Below are 21,943 nucleotides of genomic sequence, written 5' to 3' on the forward strand. Positions count from 1 at the left end.
AAAACTTGCCCTGGATCAGGCTTTTAGCCAGTGCGCAGGTCATAATGACCAGGTCCCTATGACTCGCCGAGGTCAAATTGACCCGCCCCACTCTGCTCGATGTGATGGTACCGCTGGTGGCGGATCTGGCCCGCGACCTGCCCGATCAACAACGCTACGCCAGTCTGCTCGATGCCCTGCGCCAGGTCCTGCCCTTCGATGCGGTGGCCCTGCTGCGCCTGGATGGCGAGGTGCTGGTGCCCCTGGCGGTGCGCGGGCTGGCAGCCGACACCCTGGGACGCCGCTTCAAGGTCGGTGAGCACCCGCGCCTGGCCCTGCTGCTGGCGAGTCGCGTGCCCACTCGCTTCGCCCTCGATTGCGACCTGCCCGATCCCTACGATGGCCTGGTGGAAGGCGTGCAGGGGCACCTGGAGGTCCATGACTGCCTGGGCTGTCCGCTCTATGTGCAGGACCAGCTCTGGGGCCTGCTGACCCTGGATTCGCTGCAGGCGCAGAATGCCCGACCCGAGGATCTCACCACCCTCGCCGCCTTCGCCGGCCTGGCCGCCGCCACCGTGGCCGCCGCCGAGCGCATCGGTCAGCTCTCCGCCCGCATCGTCAGCGAGCACGAATTGACCGTGGCCTATCAGCAATCGGTGGGGCACCAGCGGCCTCGCGAACTCATCGGCCAGAGTCCGGCCAGCCTCCGGCTGCGCCAGGAGATCGAGACCGTGGCGGCCAGCGATCTGACGGTGCTGATCACCGGCGAGACCGGAGTCGGCAAGGAACTGGTGGCCGAAGCCGTGCATGCCCGCTCCCTGCGCCAGCAGCGGCCACTGATCAGCCTAAACTGCGCGGCGCTGCCCGAGGCGCTGGTGGAAAGCGAACTCTTCGGCCATGTGCGCGGCGCCTTTTCCGGTGCCGTCAGCGAACGCCGCGGGCGCTTCGAACTGGCCGATGGCGGCACCCTGTTTCTCGACGAGGTCGGCGAATTGCCGCTAACGGTGCAGGCCAAGCTCCTGCGGGTACTGCAGAGCGGTCAACTGCAGCGGCTGGGCTCGGATCGCGATCTCAAGGTGGACGTGCGCATCATCGCCGCCACCAACCGTGACCTGGCCGACTGCGTGCGCGCCGGACGCTTTCGCGCCGATCTCTACCACCGCCTGAGCGTCTATCCGCTGGCGGTACCGGCCCTGCGCGAGCGTGGCCGGGATGTCCTGCTGCTGGCCGGTTTCTACCTGGAGCAGAATCGCGCCCGCCTGGGCCTGCGCGGCCTCCGGCTGACACCCGCGGCGCAGCGCACCCTGCTGGCCTACGCCTGGCCGGGCAACGTGCGCGAACTGTCGCACCTCATCAGCCGGGCGGCGCTCAAGGCCCATGCCGGCAGCGAGGAACGCGGCGGCATCCTGACCCTGGATAGCGAGCAGCTCGGCCTGCCGCTGGGCACCACGGCGCTGCCCGACGAGGATCTCGTCCTGCCCGCCACCTCCCTGCGCGAAGCCACAGAGGCCTTCCAGCGCCAGACCATCACCCTGGCCCTGGAACAGCATGGCCAGAACTGGACCCTGGCCGCCGCCGCCCTCGACCTGGACCGCGCCAATCTCGCCCGCCTGGCGCGGCGGCTCGGGCTCAAGTAGCGCTTGGAGAATTAGCGGTCAGAGCGCTTGCTGTACCGCTGGCAAGCCGGGTTGGCCGTCGCGGGTGGTGACGCCCTGCAGCCAGGGCTCCAGCACCTGGGGATGGGCCTTGAGCCAGGCCTTGGCGGCGGCATCGTAGCTGCCGCCCTTGTCCCGTGCGGCGCTCATGACGGCGTTTTCCATGTCCAGGGTGAATTTCATGTTGGTCAGCAACCGGGCCGGATTGGGGCACTGATCGGCGTAGCCCTTGCGTGTCAGGGTGTTCACCGTGCCGGCGGTACCGAAATACTTGTCGCCGCCGGTCAGGTACTTGATGGGGTAGTCGACGTTCATTGGGTGCGGCGTCCAGCCGAGGAAGACCACCCACTTGTCACGCTTCACCGCGCGTCCGACCTGGGACAGCATGGCCTGCTCGCTGGATTCCACCAGTTGCCAGCCGCCCAGGCCGAATTCGTTGTCCTGGATAATCTTCTGCAGCGACTGGTTGGCCGGCGCGCCGGCCCCGATACCGTAGATCTTCTTGCCGAACTGGTCGGCATGCTTGGCCAGATCGTCGAAGCTCTTCACCCCGCCCTCCCAGACATAGGTGGGTACGGCCAGGGTGAATTCGGTACCGACCAGGTTCTGCGCCAGCTCGGTCACCTGGCCGGTCTTCACGAACTGGTCATAGTGCGCCTGCTGCGCCGGCATCCAGTTGCCGAGGAAGGCGTCCACCTGCCCGTTGCGCATGCCACCGTAGATGATCGGCACTGCCAGGGTCTCGACCTTGCTGGTGTAGCCCAGCGCGCCCAGGACCGCGCCGGTGAGGGCGTTGGTGGCGGCGATGTCGCTCCAGCCCGGATCGGCCAGGCGAACCGTTCCACAGGCCTGATCCTCGGCCTGGGCCGACAGGCTGACCAGGGCCAGCGTGAACGTAGCGATGATTCCGTGTTTCATGGCCGTGCTCCAGTTAGCGGTTCAGGGTTGAGGGTAGCGGGCGCGACGCTCCAGGTCGTCGAGATCGATGTGATTGCGCATGTATTGCTGGCTGGCATCGACGAAGGGCTGATGATCCCAGCTGGTCCGCTCGCCCTGCTCCAGGGCCGCCGCGACGAAGCGCCGCCGCCGCTGGCTGGCCAGTACCTGGCCATGCAGGCGCGCCAGATCCCAGCGCTGGCGAACCTCGGCCTGGAAGCTGGCGAGCAGCTCGGCATAGTCGGGGCTGGCGGCCAGGTTTTCGCGTTCCAGCGGATCGTTCTGCAGATCGAACAGCAGTGGCGGGTCCAGCTCGCAGTGGATGTACTTGTAGGGGCCGCGGCGGATCATCAGCAGCGGGCTGACGGTGCCCTCGGCCAGGTATTCGCCGATGACCTCGTCATGCCCTGCCCGGCCTTCCAGGTGCGGTAATAGCGAACGACCATCCAGCGGCAACTCCGCCGGCAGCCTGCCGCCGGCCAGCTCGACGAAGGTCGGCAGCAGGTCCATGGTCGATACCGAGGCCTGCACCCGCGCCGGGGCGAAGCGGCCGGGCGCATGGATCAGCAGCGGTACCCGGGCGGCCATCTCGAACCAGTGCATCTTGTACCAGAGTCCGCGCTCGCCGAGCATGTCGCCATGGTCGCCAGAAAAGACGATCACCGTGTCATCGGCCAGGCCGCACTCCTCCAGGGTCTTGAGCAGGTGGCCGACCTGGGCGTCGACGTAGCTGCAGGCACCGTAGTAGGCCTGGCGGGCGTCACGGATCTTGGCCTCGGGCAGCGGCTTGTCCCACAGATCGATCACCTTGAGCAGGCGCTGGCTGTGGGGGTCCTGCTCGGCCTGGGGAATGGTGCCTTCCGGCAGCGGGATGTCGACCTCGTTGTACAGGTCCCAGAACTCGCGGGGAATGGTGTAGGGATCGTGGGGGTGGGTCAGGGACACAGTCAGGCAGAACGGCTGGTCGTCCCCGCGGCGCACATGATCGTAGAGATACTGGCGTGCCTTGAAGACCACCTCTTCGTCGAAATCCAGCTGGTTGGTGCGCACGCAGGGCCCGGCCTGCAGCACCGAGGACATGTTGTGGTACCAACTCGGACGCACGTCCGCCGCGTCCCAGTTCACCGCCCAGCCATAGTCGGCCGGATAGATGTCGCTGGTCAGGCGCTCTTCGTAGCCGTGCAGCTGATCCGGTCCGCAGAAGTGCATCTTGCCCGACAGCGCGGTGCGATAGCCGAGGCGGCGCAGGTGGTGGGCGTAGGTGGGGATATCGGCGGCGAAGTCGGCGGCGTTGTCGTAGGCACCGATCTTCGACGGCAGCTGGCCGCTCACCAGGGTGAAGCGCGAGGGCGCGCACAGCGGGCTGTTGCAGTAGGCGGAGTCGAACACCACGGCGCGCTCGGCCAGGCGTTGCAGATTCGGCAGCTTGATTGGCGAGGCGGGGTCGTACAGCGGCAGGATGGGCGCCGCCATCTGGTCGGCCATGAGAAAGAGGATGTTCATCGGCTTGGACAAGAGCGCCTCCGCTAGGATCAGGGTTGCTTATGGGTAGTCCATCATCCGATGCCGAAAAATCTGCGTGAAGGCCATCTGGAGTGATGTTTCGGATAAGCTGGACTTATGTCTGATCGCCACGGGAAAGCCCTTTTGGACGCCACCCTCCCAGCCGACCGCCCTGCCCTGGCGCTGGACAGCCTGCGCACCTTCGAGGTGGTGGCGCGCCGCCTGAGCTTTACCGCGGCGGCCAGCGAACTGGGCACCACCCAGCCGGCCATCAGCCAGCAGATCAAGCGCCTGGAAGCCCAGTTGCAGGTGCGGCTGTTCGACCGGGTCCATCGCGGCATCCTGCTCACCGAAGCCGGACGGCTGCTGCAGGAATACGTCGAGGCCGGCCTCGCCACCCTGGACGAAGGGGTACGCCTGGTCACCGCCCGGCCTGCCCATGAAGTCCTGCAGGTGGCCACCGACTTCGCCTTCGCCGCCTATTGGCTGCTGCCGCGCCTGCCGCGCTTTCATGCCCGCCATCCGGAGCTGGACGTCAGCCTGGTCACCAGCGATAGAGTGCCGCTGCCCGGCCCGGAGATCGACATCACCCTGGGCTTCGGCGACGGCCGCTTCAAGCATGGCGAAGCCTGGCCGCTGTTTCGCGAGGAAGTCTTTCCGGTGTGCAGTCCGCGGCTGCTCCAGGGCCGGCAACCGCCGCTGCCCGCCACGGAGCTGGGGCGCTGGCCGCTGCTGCACCTCAAGGCGGCGCCCAACAGTCGCTGGTACGACTGGAAGACCCTGTTGCCGGCGCTGGACCTGGCGCCCCTGCCCGCGGCACCGTCCGGCGCGGTGCTGAGCTTCGACAACTACACCCTGGTGATCCAGGCGGCCATTGCCGGCCAGGGCCTGGCGATCGGCTGGCGCCACCTGGTGGACGACCTGCTGCAGCAGGAGCTGCTCTGTCGCCCCTTCGCCGGACTGGCCACCTCGCGCTACGGCTATTACGCCATCCTGCCCGAGCGCAAGCGGCGCCAGCGGCTGGTGCAGCGCTTTCTCGACTGGCTGCTGGAAGAGCTGGAAATGCCGCGCGAGTCCCTGGCCGGCGTACAGCTGGCGACCTGAGCTGAACTCAGCGCTCGTAGACTTCCAGCGGCAGATCGTCCGGGTCGGCGAAGAAGGTGAATCTCTTGCCGGTCAACTCGTCGGTGCGGATCGGCTCGGTGACCACGCCATGGTCGTGCAGGTGGGCGACGGTGGCGTCCAGGTCGGCCACGGCGAAAGCCAGGTGGCGCAGGCCCTGGGCCTCCGGGCGCGACGGCCTGGGCGGGGCATCGGGAAAGGAGAACAGCTCCAGCTGGGCATGCGTGCCTACCGCCAGATCCAGCTTCCAGGAGCGCCGGGCCTCGCGATAGGTCTCGGCGATCACCGACAGCCCGAGGATCTCGGTGTAGAAGTGCCGGGAGCGTTCATAGTCGGCGCAGATCAGCGCCACATGGTGCAGACGGTCGAAGTGGGTCATAAGAAGCTGTTCACGATCTCGCGAGCTGGAGCCAAACAAGGCCTGGGCGGCCCCACGAAAATGCCTGAGAAAGCGCAGTTTACGGACGGTAAATGTGCATTGCGACCGGGCTGGCGATCCAGGGCGTTTTTAACGCAGGTTGGCCGACGCGCAGCAGATCGTGAACAGCTTCTCAGGGTACCGCGACGAATTTGAGGTCAGCCGGGGCGCCCACATCCACGCTCTGCAGTTCATCACCGAGCGTGCCGCTGTCGGGATCCCGGACGAAGACCTTGAGCTGGTTGGATTTCTGGTTGGCCACCAGCAGGTACCGCCCGGACGGGTCGATGGCGAACTCCCGTGGCGACAGGCCATTGACCGGATGGCGCTGGACAAAGGTCAGGGTGCCGTCGGGATTGACCGCGAACACCGCCAGCTGGTTGTCCGTGCCGCGACTGGCGACATAGAGGAAGCGCCCGTCGCCGGACAGGTGCAGGGCCCCGGCATCCCGCTCGCCCATGAATTCCTGGGGCGTCAGGCTGTAGCTCTGCAACTGGCGCAGCATGCCGTCCTGATGGGCGAAGGCCATGACCTGGCCGGCCAGCTCCAGGGTCAGGTAGGCATAGCGGCCATCGGCGCTGAACACCAGATGGCGAGGACCGCTGCCTTCCGGCACCGGGACGAAGGGCGTCTCGGCGGCCACCAGCGGCCGCTCCGGCTGCTGCGGCAGATAGCGATAGACGAACACCTTGTCGGCGCCCAGATCCGGGGCGAAGACGAAGCGGCCATCCGGGGTGGTCACCGCCGCGTGCACATGGCTGGATTGCTGGCGTGGGTGCTGTTCGCTGGGCTGATGGAATTCGATCTGGGCCACCGGGCTGAGCACGCCGCCGTCCTGGATCGGCAGCACCGCCAGGGAGCCTTCCGGCAGACTGGAGTAGTTGGCCACGAACAGGAACTTGCCATCGGTGCTGAGGCTGGAGTGAGTCGGCTCGTCGCCCAGGCTCTTGACCTGGCTGATCTGCTGCAGACGGCCATTGCCCGGTTCGAAGCGATAGGAGGTGACCCGGCCGATGCTGTCGCCACTCGAACCGCGGCCGTTCTCGTTGACGGCGAACAGGGTGCGGCCATCGCGGGACAGGGTCAGGAACGACGGATTGGAGGCCTTGACGATCCGTAGCGGGCCATCGATCTGGCCATTGCGGCTGTTGAAGCGATAGACATACAGCCCCTGGCTGCTGCCCGCGGTGTAGCTGCCGACCAGCAGATTGAACAGACCGGGTTCGGCGCGGGCCGGGGCGTTGTGCCCCACGAGCAGGGCGAACAGGGCCAGCGGTAGCAGACGGGGCAGAGCTCTCATGGGAAATCCTTGGCGAGCGATGGGCGTTGAGACCGATACGAAGCGGTCCGGTTTCCCTACCGTCTGAAGGCGGAGGGCGGCCGCGCGCGGCGGTTATTCTACTGAAATCCGGGCTGGCACTGTGCCAGAGGTCTTTCTCCATTTATCGCCTGCGATGGCGCGCCGGCCAGTTCCGTCGGGCCGGCAGGCCCCAGGAGCCTGTGCCAGAGCCTGCGGTGAGCTCGGCGCTACTCCTTGGCTACCGCTAAAAGAATCGTCCCGGTCAGTCCAGTACGCCTTGCAGGATGGCGTAGACGATCCCGGTGCCCACGGCGACCAGTACCATGTCGGTTCCCAGACGCCGCCATTCGTAACCCGGGTAGTCCGGCAACTGGCGGGCGATACCCGGCGGCAGCGGTCGGCCATAACCAGGTGGGAGAGGGCGCCCGCGCTCCAGACGCAGCCCCGGCGGCAGGTCGCCCCCGCGACCGATCTGGCCGCGCAGCGCCTGGATACGCTCCCGCGCCAGTCCCAGATCCGGCGGGCCGCCGGCACCCGGTCCGGCACCCGGGCGACCCTGGCCACGCGACTCGGGACCCGGTCCCTTGCCATGCGGACCGCCTTGGTCCTGCCAGCCCGGGCCATGCGGCCCCTTGGGTCCTCCCGGTCCATGTTCCGGCGGCGCGGCCAGGGCCAGGTTGCCTATCAGACAGAGGACTGCAGCAGAAAGGACGGTACGCATGGGGTTTCCCTCGTCAGGGACGATGGCGTCGGCTATCCACTTGGAGTCTGATTGCAGGAAAAGACTCCAAGTCATTCCAGGACTCTTCAGCCTGTGGATAAATCGGGGATGAAATCGGTATAACTTCAGGAGAAAACTCTGACGCCAATCAGATACTCAATAAAATCCCTTTATTATCAATAGATTAAAAAGATGATCGGCTGGCTATCGAATCCGCTTTTTGTGGATAAAGCCTGGGACCCCCCTGCGATGACGTTCGTTTTCGCCTGCACTCAAGCCGTGCGCGGATCGATTTTCCCCAGCCTGGAAACGGAAAAGACGCGCCTGGATGACCGGGCGCGGCTTTTCTGAAGGTCGCCTTTCGCTATTCCGGCTTTTTCAGCTTGGGATTGGGAAAGAACTGCACGGCCTGCACCTTGGGATCAGGCTTCTTGGGTTTCAGCGCACTGATATTGACCCGCGTCGGCAATTCCTTGGGGACCGAATTGCCACGCTCGTCCAGGGTGTCGCTGTAGCCGCAGGAGAGGCACTCGCGGTGGGGCGTACCGTCCTGGGTCCACATCTTCAGGGTGTCCTGCGCCTGGCACGCCGGGCAGACCGCCCCGGCGATGAACCTCTTGCGGATCGGCTCGCTCACGCCGCCTCCTCCTCGCTCAGCCCGGAATGGCGGAGCAGGGCGTCGATGCTGGGCTCGCGACCGCGGAAGTCGACGAACAGCACCATGGGCGCCTGGGAGCCGCCGCGGGCCAGGATGGCCTCGCGGAAGGCGCGCCCGGTCTCGGGGTTGAAGACGCCTTCTTCCTCGAACTTGGCGAAGGCATCGGCGGACAGCACCTCGGCCCACTTGTAGCTGTAGTAGCCCGCCGCATAACCGCCGGCGAAGATGTGGGCAAAGCTGTTGGGGAAGCGGTTGTAGGCCGGCGGCCGTACGACGGAGATCTCGTCGCGGATGCCTTCCAGCACCTCGCGCACGCTGCGACCGTCGCCATGGGTAGCGTGCAATTCGAAGTCGAACAGCGAGAATTCCAGCTGGCGCAGCATCATCAGGCCGGACTGGAAGTTCTTGGCCGCCAGCATCTTGTCCAGCAGTTCCTGGGGCAGCGGCTCGCCGGTCTCGTAGTGACCGGAGATCAGCGCCAGGCCCTCGGGCTCCCAGCACCAGTTCTCCATGAACTGGCTGGGCAGCTCCACCGCATCCCAGGCCACGCCGTTGATGCCGGAGACGCTGGCGTGCTCGACGCGGGTCAGCAGGTGGTGCAGGCCATGGCCGAATTCGTGGAAGAGGGTGGTCACCTCGTCATGGGTCAGCAGCGCCGGCTTGCCGGGGCTGGCCGGGGTGAAGTTGCAGACCAGGTAGGCCACCGGATCGATCAGGCGGCCCTGGGCATCACGGCGCTTGTCGCGGGCACCGTCCATCCAGGCGCCACCGCGCTTGTTGGCGCGAGCATAGAGGTCGAAGTAGAAGCGGCCGATGGCGGTGCCATTCTCCTTGATCTCGAACAGGCGCACGTCGGGATGCCACTTCTCGAAGTCGCGCAGCTCGGCGATCTCGATGCCATAGAGCTTCTGCACCGTGGCGAACAGGCCGGAGAGCACCTTGTCCACCGGGAACCAGGCGCGGACCTCTTCCTGGGACAGCGCGTAGCGCTGCTGGCGCAGCTTCTCGGCAAAGTAGCCGGTGTCCCAGCTCTGCAGATCCTGCACGCCCTGTTCGGCGGCGAAGGCACGCAATTCTTCCAGGTCGCGCTGGGCGAAGGGCTTGGAGCGCACGGCGAGGTCGCGCAGGAAACCCAGCACCTGGTCGCTGCTCTCGGCCATCTTGGTGGCCAGCGACAGCTCGGCATAGTTGGCGTAGCCCAGCAGGCGGGCCAGTTCCTGGCGCAGGTCGAGCAATTCCTCCATCACCGGACCGTTGTCGAACTGGCCGGCGTTGGGGCCCTGCTCGGAGGCGCGGGTGGCGTAGGCGGCATAGACTTCCTCGCGCAGGGCGCGGTCATCGGCGTAGGTCATCACCGCGTAGTAGCTGGGGAATTCCAGGGTCACCAGCCAGCCGTCCAGCTCCTTGGCCTGGGCGGCGGCCTGCAGCTGGGCCTTGGCCGACTCGGGCAGGCCCGCCAGGGTCGCTTCGTCGGTAACGTGCTTGGTCCAGGCCTGGGTGGCATCGAGCAGCTGGTTGGAGAACTTGCTGCCCAGCTCGGACTTGCGCGCCTGGATGGCGGCATAGCGCTGCTGCTCGGCCGGCGGCAGGTCGATGCCGGACAGGCGGAAGTCACGCAGGGCGTGTTCCAGGGTGGTCTTCTGGCCGGCGTCGAAGCCCTTGGCTTCTTCGCTTTCAGCCAGGCGGCTGTAGGCCTGGAAGAGATCCTTGTTCTGGCCGATCTCGGTGGAGTAGGCCGACAGCTTGGGCAGACAGGCCTCGTAGGCGGCGCGCAGCTCGGCGCTGTTGCACACGGCGTTGAGGTGGCCGATGGGGCTCCAGGCCTGACCCAGCCGATCGTTCAGCTCGTCCATCGCCAGCACCAGGCCGGCCCAGGTGGGGTGTTCCTTCTGGGTCTCCAACAACTTGACCAGGGCGGCACGGTTCTCGGCCAGGACAGTGTCGATGGCCGGCTCGACGTGCTCGGGCTTGATGGCGGAAAAGGGCGGCAGGTCGTAGGACTGAAGCAGCGGATTGCTGGCGCTCACGGCGTTCCCCTCGGGGCGATGGCTTTGACAGTTATATATGGAGCCCATCCTAATAGGTCTCAAGACCCTTCCGACGAGAAAAGGTATCTATCGTGACCATAAGGACCTTCCAGGGTAAGACCCCGCACTTGGGCGAACGCGCCTTCGTCGACACCACCGCCGTGGTAATCGGTGATGTCGAGCTCGGCGCAGACAGCTCGATATGGCCGCTGACGGTGATCCGCGGCGATATGCATCGCATCCGCATCGGCGCCCGCACCAGCATTCAGGATGGCAGCGTGCTGCACATCACCCACGCCGGCCCCTTCAATCCGGACGGCTATCCCTTGCTGATCGGCAGCGACGTCACCGTCGGCCACCAGGTGACGCTGCACGGCTGCACGATTGGCGACCGGGTGCTGGTGGGCATGGGCAGCATCGTCATGGACGGCGCGGTGGTGGAGGATGACGTGGTGATCGGCGCCGGCAGCCTGGTTCCGCCGGGCAAACGCTTGGAGGGTGGCCATCTTTACGTCGGCCGCCCGGTCAAGCAGATCCGCCCGCTGGAAGAGAAGGAACGCGCCTTCTTCAGCTACAGCGCCGGCAACTACGTGAAGCTCAAGGACCAGCATCTGGCCGAGGGCTATGGGGAGGAGGGGGCCTAGCAGGCCCGGTCCTGTTGGGCTTCGGCGATGGCGGTCCGCCGATGCGGCGCTCCTACGATTGTGTCGGAGCCCGTAGGAGCGGCCCATGGCCGCGATGACCGTAGGTTGGGTTGAGCGCAGCGAAGCCCAACGCTCAGCTACGTTCGCAGCGGACAGGCTTCACCCAGGCGCGAATACAGCACCCCACGCAACGCCTGCAATTCATCGATGCGCGCCTCGATGACCCTGAGCTTGTCGCGCAGCAGCTCCTGCAGATAGGCGTCGGGATCAGCAGCGCGCTCGACGTCCTCCAGATTCGCGGCGATCTCCTGCAGGCTGAAACCCAACCGCTGGGCGGTGCGGATGTAGCCCAGCCATTCCACGGCTTCGGGCGGATAATCGCGGTAGCCATTGGCCCGGCGCCGGGCCTGGAGCAGCCCCTGGCGCTCGTAGAATCTCAGGGTATCGCGGGTCAGGCCGGTCGCCTGGGCGAGGGTGCCAATACGCATCCGTTCTCCTTGACCCTGGACCTAGCTCCAGGGTCGACACTGGATTTCCTCTCGTTCAAGGAAGTCCGTCCATGTGGAAGCTTGCGCCCTATCTGCGGCTGGTCCGTGCCAGCGCCCTCTATGATCTGCTGGTCACCGCGCCTTTCGCCACCCCCTGGAGTCTCGCCTGGCTGCTGCGGCAGCTCGACGCCCTGGGGCAGTGGCTGGGATTCGCCCCCCTGGCGACCTTCAGCCCGGAAGCCCTGCTGCTGGGCAACCTGCTCGGCTCCGTGGTGTGCGTCTGGGCGGTGCTACGGCTGGCCAGCCCCTCGGTGGCGCTGGGGCGCTACGACGCCGTGGCCAGGGGCCTGTTCGCCCTCTGGCAGGCCTGGGCGCTGTACCAGGGTGCCAGTCCCTTGCTGGCCCTGTTCCTGGTGATCGAAATCAGCTTCGGCATCGCCCAGGCGTGGGCGGTGTCTCTGGCCTCGTGCCCCTGCTCGTTGGGCTTCGGCGATAGAACCGCCTCAGCCCAACCTACGACGCCGCTCCCGTAGGTTGGCGCTGAGCGCAGCGAAGCCCAACAGCGTCGCGGAACTAACCCAGCTGCCGCCGCAACTCTGCCAGCACCGGCGCCCCGTCGGGGCGCACGCCGCGCCAGAGTTCGAAGGCCTCGGCGGCCTGTTCCACCAGCATGCCCAGGCCGTCCAGGGTATGGAAGGCACCCTCGTCCTGCGCCCAGCGATTGAAGGCGGTCAGGTCTTTGCCGTACATCATGTCGTAGGTCACGGTCTGGGGGCCGATCACCGCTTCCGACAGCGGCGGACGACCGCCACCGAGGCTGGCGGAGGTGCCGTTGATGATGACGTCGAAGGGCTCGCGCAGGGTGGAGAAGGCGGCCACCTCGATGGCCCCCAGCTCGGCGAATTCCCGCGCCAGCTGCACCGCCTTGAGTTCGGTGCGGTTGGCCAGCACCAGTTGCCCGGGCTGGCAGGCCAGCAGCGGCTCCAGCACGCCGCGTACCGCGCCCCCGGCGCCCAGCACCAGGACGCGCTGGCCAGCCAGCTGCAGACCGGCGTTGACGGTGAGGTCCCGCACCAGCCCGGCGCCATCGGTGTTGTCGCCCAGCAGGCGACCGTCAGGTTGGCGCTTGAGGGTGTTGACCGCCCCGGCGCGCCGGGCGCGCGGGGTGAGGTCGTCGCACAGCTGGTAGGCCTCTTCCTTGAAGGGCACCGTGACGTTGGCGCCCAGGCCGCTCTGGAAGAAGCTGCGGGCGCTTTCGGTGAAGCCGTCCAGCGGTGCCAGCAGCGGCCCGTAGTGCAGGCGCTGACCGGTCTGGTCGGCGAACAGGCTGTGGATCAGCGGCGACTTGCTGTGGGCGATGGGGTTGCCGAAGACGGCGTAGCGATCCATGGGGCTATCCTGCAGGCGTCGGGGCGAGCGCGAGCCAGTCGCGGTCGGTGAGGAAGAAATCGGTCAGCCGCGCTTCCGGCGAGCCGGGTACGGGTTTCCAGTCATAGCCCCAGCGCACCTCGGGCGGCAGCGACATGAGGATGGACTCGGTGCGGCCGCCGGATTGCAGGCCGAACAGGGTGCCACGGTCGTAGACCAGGTTGAATTCCACGTAGCGCCCACGACGATAGGCCTGGAATTCCCGCTCGGCCTGGCCATAAGGCTGGTCACGGCGGCATTGGACGATGGGCAGGTAGGCGTCGACGAAGGCATCGCCGATGGCGCGCTGGAAGGCGAAGCAGGTGTCGAAGTCCCAGTCGTTCAGGTCATCGAAGAACAGGCCACCGATGCCGCGCGGTTCGCCGCGGTGCTTGAGGTGGAAATAGCGGTCGCACCAGGCCTTGTAGCGCGGATAGACGTCGGCGCCGAAAGGTGCGCAGGCGTCATGGCAGACCTGGTGCCAGTGCACGCAGTCGGCCTCGTTGCCGTAGTAGGGGGTGAGGTCGAGACCGCCACCGAACCACCAGACCGGCGCTTCGCCGGGCTTCTCGGCGAGAAAGAAGCGCACATTGGCGTGAGCCGTGGGGATATGGGGATTGCGCGGGTGCATGACCAGCGACACGCCCATGGCCTCGAAGCTGCGCCCGGCCAGTTCCGGACGATGGGCGCTGGCCGAGGGCGGCAGGCTGTCGCCATGCACATGGGAGAAGTTCACACCGCCCTTTTCCAGCAGGGCGCCCTCGGCGATAACCCGGGTGCGGCCACCACCGCCGGTCGGCCGGGTCCAGGCGTCTTCGACAAAATGCGCAGCGCCATCCTCGGCTTCCAGTGCGGCGCAGATGCGCTCCTGCAGATCGAGCAGATAGGCCTTGACGGCCTCCAGGGAGGGATTCATCGCAAGGATTTCCACAACAGGCGGGGAGGGCGGAGAGCATAACACCCGTATCCGACCGGTTGACGTGGCCCGCGGTTGCGGCTTGGATGAAGGCTCACGTCAATAAGGAACCGACAGCATGGCCCAGCGCATCCAGTTCAGCCGCACCGGTGGTCCCGAAGTACTCGAACTTGTGGATTTCGAACCCGCCGCGCCCGGCCCCGACGAGGTGCAGGTGCGCAACCACGCCATCGGCCTCAACTTCATCGAGACCTATTACCGCAGCGGCCTCTATCCGCCGCCGGCGCTGCCCTCGGGTCTGGGCACCGAGGGGGCCGGCGTAGTGGAAGCGGTCGGCAACGCCGTCACCCGCTTCAAGGCCGGCGACCGCGTCGCCTACGCCACCGGTCCGCTGGGCGCCTATGCCGAGGTCCATGTGCTGCCCGAGCGGCATCTGGTGCACCTGCCGGAGGCGGTCTCCTTCGAGCAGGGCGCCGCGGTCATGCTCAAGGGGCTGACGGTGCAGTACCTGCTGCGCCAGACCTATCCGCTGCAGGCCGGTGACACCGTGCTGTTCCATGCCGCGGCGGGTGGCGTCGGCTCCCTAGCCTGCCAATGGGCCAAGGCCCTGGGCGTACGCCTGATCGGTACCGCCGGCTCGCCGGAAAAACTGGAAAAGGCCAAGGCCCTGGGCGCCTGGGCAGTGATCGACTATCGCCAGGAAGACGTCCCGGCGCGGGTCCGCGAGCTGACCGAGGGTGCCAAGGTGCCGGTGGTCTACGACGGCGTCGGCAAGGACACCTGGGAGATGTCGCTGGACTGCCTGGCCCCGCGCGGCCTGATGGTCAGCTTTGGCAACGCCTCGGGCGCGGTCACCGGGGTCAACCTGGGTATCCTCTCGCAGAAGGGTTCGCTCTATGTGACCCGGCCGACCCTGGCCACCTACGCCGCCTCGCCCGAAGCGCTGCAGGACATGGCCGATCAGCTGTTCGAGCTGATCACCGATGGCCGTATCCAGGTGGACATCGGTCGCCGCTATCCGTTGGCCGAGGTGCAGGAGGCGCACCGCGCCCTGTCAGGCCGCGAGACCAGCGGCTCGACCATCCTGCTGCCCTGAGGCTAGACGTTCGCGCGCCTGGCCGGGTAAATCGTGACGGCCATTAAGTTTCCCGTAACCAGGCGGCACGACGGGGGTAAACGCCGGTCTATCTCGGACAGTCAGACCGCCAAGGTCTCGACGCTCTTTCCAGAATCGGCCGGATCGCTGCCCTCGTCATGCCCATCTCCAGCCCCCTCGCCAACCTGCTCGACACCGCCACGGACACGGCACTGATCACCCTGACCGCCGAAGGGTGCATCGGGCAGTGGTGCCCGGCCGTCGCCCGGCTGCTGGGCTGGAGCGCGCAGGACAAGGTCGGCGAGTCCATCGTCGGCCTGCTGCTCCCGGAACCCCCGGCGGACGGCTGGCTGACCGCCCTCGAACGCTGCCAGACCTGGGGCCTGCGCCATCGCGATGGTCATCTGGTACGCCTCGACCTGCACCTGGTGCCGCTACGCCGGGCGGATGTCGCCGTGGGTTGGCTGCTGCACGTCTGGCAGGCCCCGGCGAGTCGGGCCCGCTTCGCCGCCCGGCGCAGCGCCGAGCGGGATCTGCCACAACGCCTGCAGGCGCTTGGCGAATGGTCGCGGCGCCTCAGCGGCACGGCGGATCTTGCCGCTCTGCGCCTGTGCGCCACCCAGGCCCTGCGTGACCTGGCCGACGATCCCCAGGCGCGGCTGCTGTCCGTGGCCGAGGCCGGCAGCCTGCCGGCGGATCAGTCGCTCCTCCCGTTCGGCACTGCGGCGCAGCCCCTGGGCTATCTGCAGCTGAGCAACGCCGTCGAGGCGGACACCCGGCTGTTGCTGGACCAGTTGGCCCTGCTGCTGGGCGCTCTGCTGGTGCGGCAGCAGACCCAGGACCAGGTCCGGCACCTGGAACGGCGGTTGTCGCTGGAACAGGGGCTCCTGGCCAGCGTGCTGCAGCAGGCGCCCCTGGGCATCTCCATCACCGAGGCCGGCAGCGAAGAAGCGGTGATGCTCAATGACCGCGTCGACCTCCTCCTGGGCAAGCGCCCGGCCGGTGAGACGCTGGACGAACGCTATGGCGCCATCGGCGCTCTGCATGCCAATGGCCAGCCCTATGCGGTGGACGACTATCCCACGGTTCGGGTGCTGCGCAGTGGCCAGGCGGTATCGCCCGAATTGATGCGCTATCGACGGCCCGACGGCAGCATTCGGCTGCTGGAAGTCTCCAGCGCGCCCGTTCGCTCGGCCACTGGCGAGGTGATCGCCTCGGTCACCCTGTTCGACGACGTTCAGCAACGGGTCGATGCGGAAAATGCCCTGCGCGAACACAGCGCGCGGCTGGCCAGCCTGATCAACCAGGCGGCGGTCGGCATCTGCCAGACCGACGCCCGCGGGCGCATCCTGCTCGCCAATCGCCGCTATTGCGAATTGCTCGATCGCAACGAGGTCGGGGTGCTGGAACAGACCCTGCAGGCCCAGACCCATCCCGAGGACCGGGCCATCCTGGAGCGCCATCTCGACACCCTGCGCGAGCGCGGCGACAGCTTCAAGCTGGACCAGCGCTTCCTGCGCCCGGATGGCTCGGTGGTCTGGGTCAGCCTGCATGGCTCGCCGCTGCAGTCGGAAATCGGCCAGGAGCTGTCGGTGAGTCTGGTGGTGGTGGATCTCACCCAGCGCAAGCAGGCCGAAGCCGCGCTGCACCTGTCCAACCAGCGTTTCCGCAACGCCGTGGAAGCGGTGCAGGGGGTGGTCTGGACCAGCAATGCCCAGGGGCACCTGCTCGGCGAACAACTCGCCTGGAGCACCCTGACCGGGCAGAGCTATGCCCAGTATCAGCAGGACGGCTGGGCCGCTGCCCTGCATCCCGAGGATGCCCCCCGCACCCTGCGCCGCTGGCGATTGGCGGTGCAGCAACAGGTGGACTTCCACGACGAACACCGGCTGCGCTGCCGCGACGGTCAGTGGCGCACCTTCAGCGTGCGCGCCCTGCCGGTGCGGGAAAACGGCGTGGTCTGCGAATGGGTGGGCGTGCACACCGACGTCAGCGAGATCCGCATGGCCGAACACCGCCTGCGGCGCCTGGCCGAACTGCTGGAACAGCGCGTCCATGAGCGCACCGTCGAGCGTGACCGCATGTGGCGGGTGGCCGACGACCTGCTCGGTGTCATCCAGGGGCAACGCTGGCTCAGTCGCAATCCGGCCTGGGGCCGCACCCTGGGTTGGGACGACGAGGAATTGCGCCACCAGCCGCCGACCTCGCTGGAGCACCCGGACGATCCGCCGGTGTTCCCGCGCCTGGCCGCCCTGCGCCATGGCGAGGTGCTCAGCGATCTGCCGGGCCGCCTGCGCACTCGCGACGGCCACTGGCGCCACATGATGTGGAAGGCCACCGCCGATCACGATGGCCGCATCTATGTCTTCGGCCGCGACGTCACCGTCGAGCACGACGCCGCCCTGGCCCTGCAGAACGCCGAAGCCGCGCTGCGCCAGGCACAGAAGATGGAAGCCATCGGCCATCTCACCGGCGGCATCGCCCACGACTTCAACAACCTGCTCACCGGCATCAGTGGCTCCCTAGAATTGCTGCGTCGGCGCCTGGACCAGGGCCGCCACGACAACCTGCAGCGCTACCTCGACACCGCCGAGCAATCCGCCACCCGCGCCGCCGCCCTGACCCATCGCCTGCTGGCTTTCGCGCGTCGGCAGACCCTCGACCCGCGGCCGGTGGACGTCAATGACCTGATCCTGTCCCTGGAAGAACTCTTCCAGCGCACCCTGGGCGAACGCATCAGCCTGCGCAGCAGCCTCGCGCTGCAGTTGCCGCCGGCGTGCACCGACACCAACCAGCTGGAGAACGCCCTGCTGAATCTGGTGATCAACGCCCGCGACGCCATGCCCGAGGGGGGTCAGCTGACCCTGGAAACCGCCCTCGATCACCTCACCGACCTGGCCGCCGAGCATGACCTGCCGCCGGGTGACTATGTGCGCCTGACCATCGCCGACACCGGCAGCGGCATGCCGGTCGAGGTGGTGGATCGCGCCTTCGATCCCTTCTTCACCACCAAGCCCATCGGCCAGGGCACCGGCCTGGGCCTGTCGATGCTCTATGGCTTCATCAAGCAGTCGGGTGGCCACGTGACCCTGGAGAGCGAACTGGGCAGCGGCACCCGGGTCAGCCTCTGGCTGCCCTGTGCCCAGCCCGAGCGACCGGCAGCGAGCGATACACCTCAGGCGGCCATCGCCCAGAGCCGGGGCGAACGCCTGCTGCTGGTGGAAGACGATGTCTCGGTGCGGCTGTTGCTGCGCGAGATGCTCACCGAGCTGGGCTATCGCGTGCGCACCGCGGCCAGTGCCTCGGCGGCGCTCACCCTGGTCGACGGCGACCTGCCCTGTGACCTGCTGATCACCGATCTCGGCCTGCCGGATCTCGACGGCGCCGACCTGGCCGGGCGCCTGCGCGAGCGCTGGCCGGAGTTGCCGGTGCTGTTCGTCAGCGGTCACGCCGAACGGCCGACCCCGAACGGCGAGCTCTCGCTGGCCAAGCCGTTCCAGATCGATGCCCTGGCGCGGCTGCTGCGCCAGTTGCTGGACTGACCTAGGGCCGGAAGACCTTGCCGGTCACCAGATCGCGAATCACACTGGGATTCTTGCGCCCACCCAGTTCGCCCATGAGGATGCCATCCAGGTTATCGGGGAAGTACTGCTGAACCCGCAGCCGGGTGCGCGCGGCCGGACGGCCGGCGGGATTGGCCGAGGTGGAGATCAGCGGACCGGTGAGGGCGCAGAGTTCGCCCACCAGCGGATGCTCGGAGACCCGTAGCGCCACGGTGGCGTGGGCGCCGGTCACCCAGCCGGGTAGGCGATTGTGGTGCGGCACCAGCCAGGTGTTGGGGCCGGGCCAGGTGCTGGCCAGCTTGGCCAGGGACTCTTCCGGCAGATCGTGGAGCAGGAAGTCGAATTGGCGGATGGTGTCGGCCACCAGGATCAAGCCCTTTTCCATGGGCCGCCGCTTGAGCGTCAGCAGGCGATAGACCGCGGCCTGATCCCAGGGATCGCAGCCCAGGCCCCAGACGGCCTCGGTGGGGTAGGCCAGCACGCCCCCCTCGCGCACGATTCGCGCCGCCTGCCGCACTCGCCAGCTGTTGTGCATCGCCTTGCCTCCGCCAAATCCCTGAAGTCTACCCGAGCGCGCCGCCGATGGTAGCCATCCACCGCTAGCCGAGACGCGTCCAGCTGCCCTGCTGCGCCACCACCCGGCCTTCCAGCTCCAACTCGGTCAGCTGGACCAGCACCTCCGGCAACGACAGGCGGCAGAGCCGCGCCAACTCTTCGCTGTTGAGCGGTCCGGCGGCCAGCTGCTGCAGCAGGGGGTGATCCTCGACCACCGCGGCCGTGGCGACCGGGGCCAGGCTGCGCCAGCCCTGCAGGGCTTCGAGGATATGCTCCACGCCCTCCACCAGTTGCGCCCCTTCACGGATCAGCTGATGACAGCCTCGCGCCCCGGGATGATGGATGGAGCCGGGCAGGGCGAACACCTCACGGCCCTGCTCGGCGGCCAGCCGCGCGGTGATCAGCGACCCGCTGGAGGGGCTGGCCTCCACCACCAGGGTACCCAGGCTGAGGCCGCTGATGATCCGGTTGCGCCGCGGAAAGTTGGCGGCCTGGGGCGTGCAATCCAGCGGCAATTCCGAGACCAGCGCGCCACCCTCGGCCAGCAGGCGCCGGGCGAGGCCCAGATGACGGCGGGGATAGAGCTGCCGGAGGCCGGTGCCCAGCACGGCCACCGTACCGCCGCCGGCGTCCAGCGCTCCTTGGTGCGCCGCGCCATCGATGCCCAGCGCCAGGCCACTGGTGATGCAGAAACCGGCCGCGGCCAGGCTGTGGGCGAAGCGTCGGGCATTGTCGAGTCCCTGGGCACTGGCCTGGCGGCTGCCGACCAGGGCCAGTTGCGGTCGCTCGAGCAACTCGACCCGTCCTTCGACGAACAGCAGCGGCGGTGGATCGGCGATCTCGGCGAGCAGCGCCGGATAGCGCTTGTCGCCTAGGCAGAGCAGATGGCGCTCGGGGCCCTCCAGCCAGGCCAGGGCCTGGTCGACCCGTTCGCGAGTCGCGGGGCTGCGGCGGGCGTCCGCGGCCACCGCCGGCAGGCGCAGGGCGCGCCAGGCCGAGGCGGGGGCACTGAGGGCGGCGCTGGCACTGCCAAAGGCATCCAGCAGCAGGCGCTGGCGCACGGCACCGAGCTCCGGCAGGGCATGCAGGCGAAGCCGAGCGTCCAGCTCGGCAGGGGAGAGGCTGGCCATGCTGTCATCCTTGAGGGTGGCCGGTCGCCGTCCTGGCGACCCGGAAGAGGTTAGGGGTTGCGCACCTTGTCCATGATCGCCAGCTGGCGGGTGGCGGTCAGAACCAGGCCGTAGCTGATCTTGTCGTAGGTGCGAAAGACCATCAGCAGCCCGGCGCGCTCGTCGGGGATCTTCACCAGCTCGCCGGTGATGCGATCACGCACCGTCTCGCCGGTCTTGTTGACCGCCAGCACATTGCCCTCGGCCAGACCGTCCCGGGCGCCCTTGTTGAGGGTCACCACATCGAACTGGCCGATCTGGGTGACGCCGCGCGGTACGTCGAGGATCAGGCCGTTGATGTCACGGGCCGGCGCACTGGGCATGAAGGTGGAATTCACCAGCCGCTCCTCAGTGGGGAACAGCCGGTCGCCCAGGCGCACCTCTTGGGTGGTGCGGGTCAGGCGCAGGGTGGCGATGTCGCCCTCCTGGGTGACCAGGTCGGCGCTGCCGATGAAGTCGCCATTGATGCCGAGAAAGGCGCCGGTCTTGGGATCGACATAGGTCTTGCCCTGGCGGTAGATGCCATAGGCCGAGACACCCGGCTGCAGCTTGCCGCGCACATAGATGCGATCGCCGGCGCCGCTCACCACGCGCTCGGCATTGCCGGCCACCACATAGGGTGCCGCCTGGAACTGTTCGGCCGAATCGATGGCGCGATTCTGCAAGAGGAAGCTGTTGACCGCTTCCAGCGGAATGGCCGGGATGGCTTCGGCGATGGGCGTGCTGCGCACCGTAGGTGACAGCTTGACCGTGCCACGCGAGGCGCCGCGGTTGAGCTGCAGCCGCGGCTGGCCGTCGACGTAGCTCAGCACCAGGGTATCGCCGGGATAAATGAGATGGGGATTCTTGACCTGCGGATTGGCCTGCCAGATCTCTGGCCATTCCCAGGGCTTGCTGAGGAATCTGGCGGAGATGTCCCAGAGGGTATCGCCGCGGACCACGGTATAGCTCTCCGGGTGATCCTGACGCAGGGTGACCGCTGCGTACGCCGACTGCAGGGCGCCCCCGGCGACCAGCAGCAGGGCGAACAAAGATTTCCTCATGCGTCGAATCCCTTTACACTTAGCTTTGAAGAACCGTCTTCACGCAAACGTCGGGGAATCGCCCCAGTCGTGCCCTGATCGCCACCTTCGTCGGCACCGGGCAGCGCAGGCGCTCATCCCCGTCGACCGACGTCATCCACCGCTCGGGACCAGCCCGAGGCGGGTGGAAACAACGCTGCGGCATCTTAGCAGCGCCCCTTGACTGTATTCCACAAGTGCCCTCAACGCCATGGCGACCCTAGACATCCTCGAATTCCCCGATCCCCGCCTGCGCACCGTCGCCAAGCCCATCGACGTGGTCGACGATGCCCTGCGCCAGACCATCGACGACATGTTCGAGACCATGTACGAAGCGCCTGGCATCGGTCTGGCCGCCACTCAGGTCAACGTTCATCGCCGCCTGGTGGTGATCGACGTCAGCGAAGACAAGAGCGAACCGCTGGTCTTCATCAACCCCGAGGCCGAGCCGCTCACCCAGGAACTAGGCGAGTACCAGGAAGGCTGCCTGTCGATCCCCGGGTTCTACGAAAAGGTCTGCCGTCCCGAGCGCGTCCGGGTGACTGCCCTGGACCGCGACGGCAAGCCCTTCGAGCTGGAGTGCGACGGCCTGCTGGCGGTGTGCATCCAGCACGAGATCGATCACCTCGACGGCAAGCTGTTCGTCGACTATCTGTCGCCGCTCAAGCGCGATCGCATCAAGAAGAAGCTCGAAAAGCAGCAGCGCCACAAGGCCTGATCGCCCT

At 67.3% G+C, this 21,943-nt stretch carries 20 protein-coding genes and 3 pseudogenes; 10 read left to right on the top strand and 13 right to left on the bottom strand.

The features are described 5' to 3' along the window. The first annotated feature begins 77 nt into the window (after positions 1-77). Positions 78-1,616, top strand: a complete 1,539-nt coding sequence (gene norR, locus NRG74_RS17205) for a nitric oxide reductase transcriptional regulator NorR (protein WP_257704900.1) — start codon at positions 78-80, stop codon at positions 1,614-1,616. An 18-nt stretch (positions 1,617-1,634) separates the two neighbouring features. Here the strand turns inward: norR and choX are convergent, their stop codons facing one another. Continuing rightward, positions 1,635-2,552, bottom strand: coding sequence for a choline ABC transporter substrate-binding protein (gene choX, locus NRG74_RS17210; RefSeq protein WP_257704901.1), 918 nt, complete (start codon positions 2,550-2,552; stop codon positions 1,635-1,637). 21 nt (positions 2,553-2,573) lie between these two features. Then, entirely contained in the window at positions 2,574-4,073 is a 1,500-nt protein-coding gene (gene betC / locus NRG74_RS17215; RefSeq protein WP_257706609.1) for a choline-sulfatase, read from the bottom strand. 117 nt (positions 4,074-4,190) lie between these two features. Here betC and NRG74_RS17220 point away from each other — a divergent pair, with 117 nt between their 5' ends. Next, positions 4,191-5,177, top strand: a complete 987-nt coding sequence (locus NRG74_RS17220) for a choline sulfate utilization transcriptional regulator (RefSeq protein ID WP_257704902.1) — start codon at positions 4,191-4,193, stop codon at positions 5,175-5,177. Between the two features lie 7 nt (positions 5,178-5,184). On the opposite strand, the gene gloA2 is transcribed toward NRG74_RS17220, so the two are convergent. The 3 genes from gloA2 to NRG74_RS17235 form a co-directional block, all read right to left on the bottom strand. Beyond that, complete coding sequence (gloA2, locus tag NRG74_RS17225; protein ID WP_257704903.1) at positions 5,185-5,574, bottom strand: SMU1112c/YaeR family gloxylase I-like metalloprotein; 390 nt, start codon at positions 5,572-5,574, stop codon at positions 5,185-5,187. Between the two features lie 172 nt (positions 5,575-5,746). Then, the gene (locus tag NRG74_RS17230) at positions 5,747-6,913 is read right to left on the bottom strand and encodes a lactonase family protein (protein WP_257704904.1); all 1,167 of its coding nucleotides are present in this window, start codon (positions 6,911-6,913) and stop codon (positions 5,747-5,749) included. A 262-nt stretch (positions 6,914-7,175) separates the two neighbouring features. Next, entirely contained in the window at positions 7,176-7,634 is a 459-nt protein-coding gene (locus tag NRG74_RS17235; RefSeq protein ID WP_257704905.1) for an RcnB family protein, read from the bottom strand. A gap of 192 nt (positions 7,635-7,826) precedes the next feature. Between NRG74_RS17235 and NRG74_RS17240 the strand changes: the two genes are divergently transcribed. Then, positions 7,827-7,985 carry a hypothetical protein gene (locus NRG74_RS17240; protein WP_257704906.1) on the top strand — a complete coding sequence of 53 codons (159 nt, stop codon included), beginning with the start codon at positions 7,827-7,829 and terminating at the stop codon, positions 7,983-7,985. A 13-nt stretch (positions 7,986-7,998) separates the two neighbouring features. Here NRG74_RS17240 and NRG74_RS17245 read toward each other — a convergent pair whose 3' ends face one another. Continuing rightward, a complete protein-coding gene (locus NRG74_RS17245) occupies positions 7,999-8,271 on the bottom strand; it encodes a YheV family putative zinc ribbon protein (RefSeq protein WP_017641503.1) in 273 nt (90 codons plus the stop codon). Continuing rightward, on the bottom strand, positions 8,268-10,319 hold the full coding sequence (gene prlC / locus NRG74_RS17250) for an oligopeptidase A (protein ID WP_257704907.1): 2,052 nt from the start codon (positions 10,317-10,319) through the stop codon (positions 8,268-8,270). Before prlC ends, NRG74_RS17245 begins: the two co-directional genes overlap by 4 nt. Before the next feature lie 92 nt (positions 10,320-10,411). On the opposite strand from prlC, the gene NRG74_RS17255 reads away from it, so the two are divergent. Then, on the top strand, positions 10,412-10,963 hold the full coding sequence (locus NRG74_RS17255; RefSeq protein WP_064307104.1) for a gamma carbonic anhydrase family protein: 552 nt from the start codon (positions 10,412-10,414) through the stop codon (positions 10,961-10,963). Positions 10,964-11,100: 137 nt separating this feature from the next. On the opposite strand, the gene NRG74_RS17260 is transcribed toward NRG74_RS17255, so the two are convergent. Beyond that, complete coding sequence (locus tag NRG74_RS17260) at positions 11,101-11,451, bottom strand: MerR family transcriptional regulator (RefSeq protein ID WP_257704908.1); 351 nt, start codon at positions 11,449-11,451, stop codon at positions 11,101-11,103. Positions 11,452-11,522: 71 nt separating this feature from the next. Here NRG74_RS17260 and NRG74_RS17265 point away from each other — a divergent pair, with 71 nt between their 5' ends. Beyond that, on the top strand, positions 11,523-11,984 hold the full coding sequence (locus NRG74_RS17265) for a hypothetical protein (protein WP_257704909.1): 462 nt from the start codon (positions 11,523-11,525) through the stop codon (positions 11,982-11,984). A 40-nt stretch (positions 11,985-12,024) separates the two neighbouring features. Here the strand turns inward: NRG74_RS17265 and aroE are convergent, their stop codons facing one another. Both aroE and hemF read right to left on the bottom strand, forming a co-directional pair. After that, on the bottom strand, positions 12,025-12,840 hold the full coding sequence (gene aroE / locus NRG74_RS17270; RefSeq protein WP_173148761.1) for a shikimate dehydrogenase: 816 nt from the start codon (positions 12,838-12,840) through the stop codon (positions 12,025-12,027). A gap of 4 nt (positions 12,841-12,844) precedes the next feature. After that, positions 12,845-13,774 (bottom strand): oxygen-dependent coproporphyrinogen oxidase, encoded by a 930-nt coding sequence (gene hemF / locus NRG74_RS17275; RefSeq protein WP_257704910.1) that lies wholly within the window; start codon positions 13,772-13,774, stop codon positions 12,845-12,847. A gap of 118 nt (positions 13,775-13,892) precedes the next feature. Between hemF and NRG74_RS17280 the strand changes: the two genes are divergently transcribed. The 4 genes and pseudogenes from NRG74_RS17280 to NRG74_RS24710 form a co-directional block, all read left to right on the top strand. Then, positions 13,893-14,870: an NADPH:quinone reductase gene (locus tag NRG74_RS17280; protein WP_064307099.1), complete on the top strand. Its 978-nt coding sequence runs from the start codon at positions 13,893-13,895 to the stop codon at positions 14,868-14,870. A 1,127-nt stretch (positions 14,871-15,997) separates the two neighbouring features. Next, positions 15,998-17,464: pseudogene (locus tag NRG74_RS24700) on the top strand (PAS domain S-box protein); the annotation flags it as partial. Positions 17,465-17,713: 249 nt separating this feature from the next. Continuing rightward, positions 17,714-17,953: pseudogene (locus NRG74_RS24705) on the top strand (ATP-binding protein); the annotation flags it as partial. 189 nt (positions 17,954-18,142) lie between these two features. Then, a pseudogene (locus NRG74_RS24710) lies at positions 18,143-18,412 on the top strand (response regulator); the annotation flags it as partial. A 1-nt stretch (position 18,413) separates the two neighbouring features. Here the strand turns inward: NRG74_RS24710 and NRG74_RS17290 are convergent. The 3 genes from NRG74_RS17290 to NRG74_RS17300 all read right to left on the bottom strand — a co-directional run bounded on the left by NRG74_RS17290 (position 18,414) and on the right by NRG74_RS17300 (position 21,200). Beyond that, complete coding sequence (locus NRG74_RS17290; protein ID WP_017641494.1) at positions 18,414-18,968, bottom strand: L-threonylcarbamoyladenylate synthase; 555 nt, start codon at positions 18,966-18,968, stop codon at positions 18,414-18,416. A gap of 64 nt (positions 18,969-19,032) precedes the next feature. Then, positions 19,033-20,118: a DNA-processing protein DprA gene (dprA, locus tag NRG74_RS17295; RefSeq protein ID WP_257704912.1), complete on the bottom strand. Its 1,086-nt coding sequence runs from the start codon at positions 20,116-20,118 to the stop codon at positions 19,033-19,035. A gap of 50 nt (positions 20,119-20,168) precedes the next feature. Next, positions 20,169-21,200, bottom strand: coding sequence for a LysM peptidoglycan-binding domain-containing protein (locus NRG74_RS17300; RefSeq protein ID WP_026083893.1), 1,032 nt, complete (start codon positions 21,198-21,200; stop codon positions 20,169-20,171). 229 nt (positions 21,201-21,429) lie between these two features. On the opposite strand from NRG74_RS17300, the gene def reads away from it, so the two are divergent. Continuing rightward, positions 21,430-21,936 carry a peptide deformylase gene (def, locus tag NRG74_RS17305; protein ID WP_257704913.1) on the top strand — a complete coding sequence of 169 codons (507 nt, stop codon included), beginning with the start codon at positions 21,430-21,432 and terminating at the stop codon, positions 21,934-21,936. Positions 21,937-21,943 lie beyond the last annotated feature (7 nt).

Source organism: Pseudomonas oryzihabitans (assembly GCF_024652905.1).
Classification (GTDB): domain Bacteria; phylum Pseudomonadota; class Gammaproteobacteria; order Pseudomonadales; family Pseudomonadaceae; genus Chryseomonas; species Chryseomonas benzopyrenica.

What these genes read in the sequence shown, in the direction of transcription:
- hemF (WP_257704910.1), bottom strand. Translation starts at nt 13,774, where the DNA reads ATGAATCCCTCCCTGGAGGCCGTCAAGGCCTATCTGCTCGATCTGCAG.
- NRG74_RS17300 (WP_026083893.1), bottom strand. Translation starts at nt 21,200, where the DNA reads ATGAGGAAATCTTTGTTCGCCCTGCTGCTGGTCGCCGGGGGCGCCCTG.
- gloA2 (WP_257704903.1), bottom strand. Translation starts at nt 5,574, where the DNA reads ATGACCCACTTCGACCGTCTGCACCATGTGGCGCTGATCTGCGCCGAC.
- NRG74_RS17260 (WP_257704908.1), bottom strand. Translation starts at nt 11,451, where the DNA reads ATGCGTATTGGCACCCTCGCCCAGGCGACCGGCCTGACCCGCGATACC.
- dprA (WP_257704912.1), bottom strand. Translation starts at nt 20,118, where the DNA reads ATGGCCAGCCTCTCCCCTGCCGAGCTGGACGCTCGGCTTCGCCTGCAT.
- NRG74_RS17265 (WP_257704909.1), top strand. Translation starts at nt 11,523, where the DNA reads ATGTGGAAGCTTGCGCCCTATCTGCGGCTGGTCCGTGCCAGCGCCCTC.
- def (WP_257704913.1), top strand. Translation starts at nt 21,430, where the DNA reads ATGGCGACCCTAGACATCCTCGAATTCCCCGATCCCCGCCTGCGCACC.
- aroE (WP_173148761.1), bottom strand. Translation starts at nt 12,840, where the DNA reads ATGGATCGCTACGCCGTCTTCGGCAACCCCATCGCCCACAGCAAGTCG.
- NRG74_RS17280 (WP_064307099.1), top strand. Translation starts at nt 13,893, where the DNA reads ATGGCCCAGCGCATCCAGTTCAGCCGCACCGGTGGTCCCGAAGTACTC.
- betC (WP_257706609.1), bottom strand. Translation starts at nt 4,073, where the DNA reads ATGAACATCCTCTTTCTCATGGCCGACCAGATGGCGGCGCCCATCCTG.
- NRG74_RS17235 (WP_257704905.1), bottom strand. Translation starts at nt 7,634, where the DNA reads ATGCGTACCGTCCTTTCTGCTGCAGTCCTCTGTCTGATAGGCAACCTG.
- NRG74_RS17220 (WP_257704902.1), top strand. Translation starts at nt 4,191, where the DNA reads ATGTCTGATCGCCACGGGAAAGCCCTTTTGGACGCCACCCTCCCAGCC.
- NRG74_RS17290 (WP_017641494.1), bottom strand. Translation starts at nt 18,968, where the DNA reads ATGCACAACAGCTGGCGAGTGCGGCAGGCGGCGCGAATCGTGCGCGAG.
- NRG74_RS17230 (WP_257704904.1), bottom strand. Translation starts at nt 6,913, where the DNA reads ATGAGAGCTCTGCCCCGTCTGCTACCGCTGGCCCTGTTCGCCCTGCTC.
- choX (WP_257704901.1), bottom strand. Translation starts at nt 2,552, where the DNA reads ATGAAACACGGAATCATCGCTACGTTCACGCTGGCCCTGGTCAGCCTG.
- NRG74_RS17240 (WP_257704906.1), top strand. Translation starts at nt 7,827, where the DNA reads ATGATCGGCTGGCTATCGAATCCGCTTTTTGTGGATAAAGCCTGGGAC.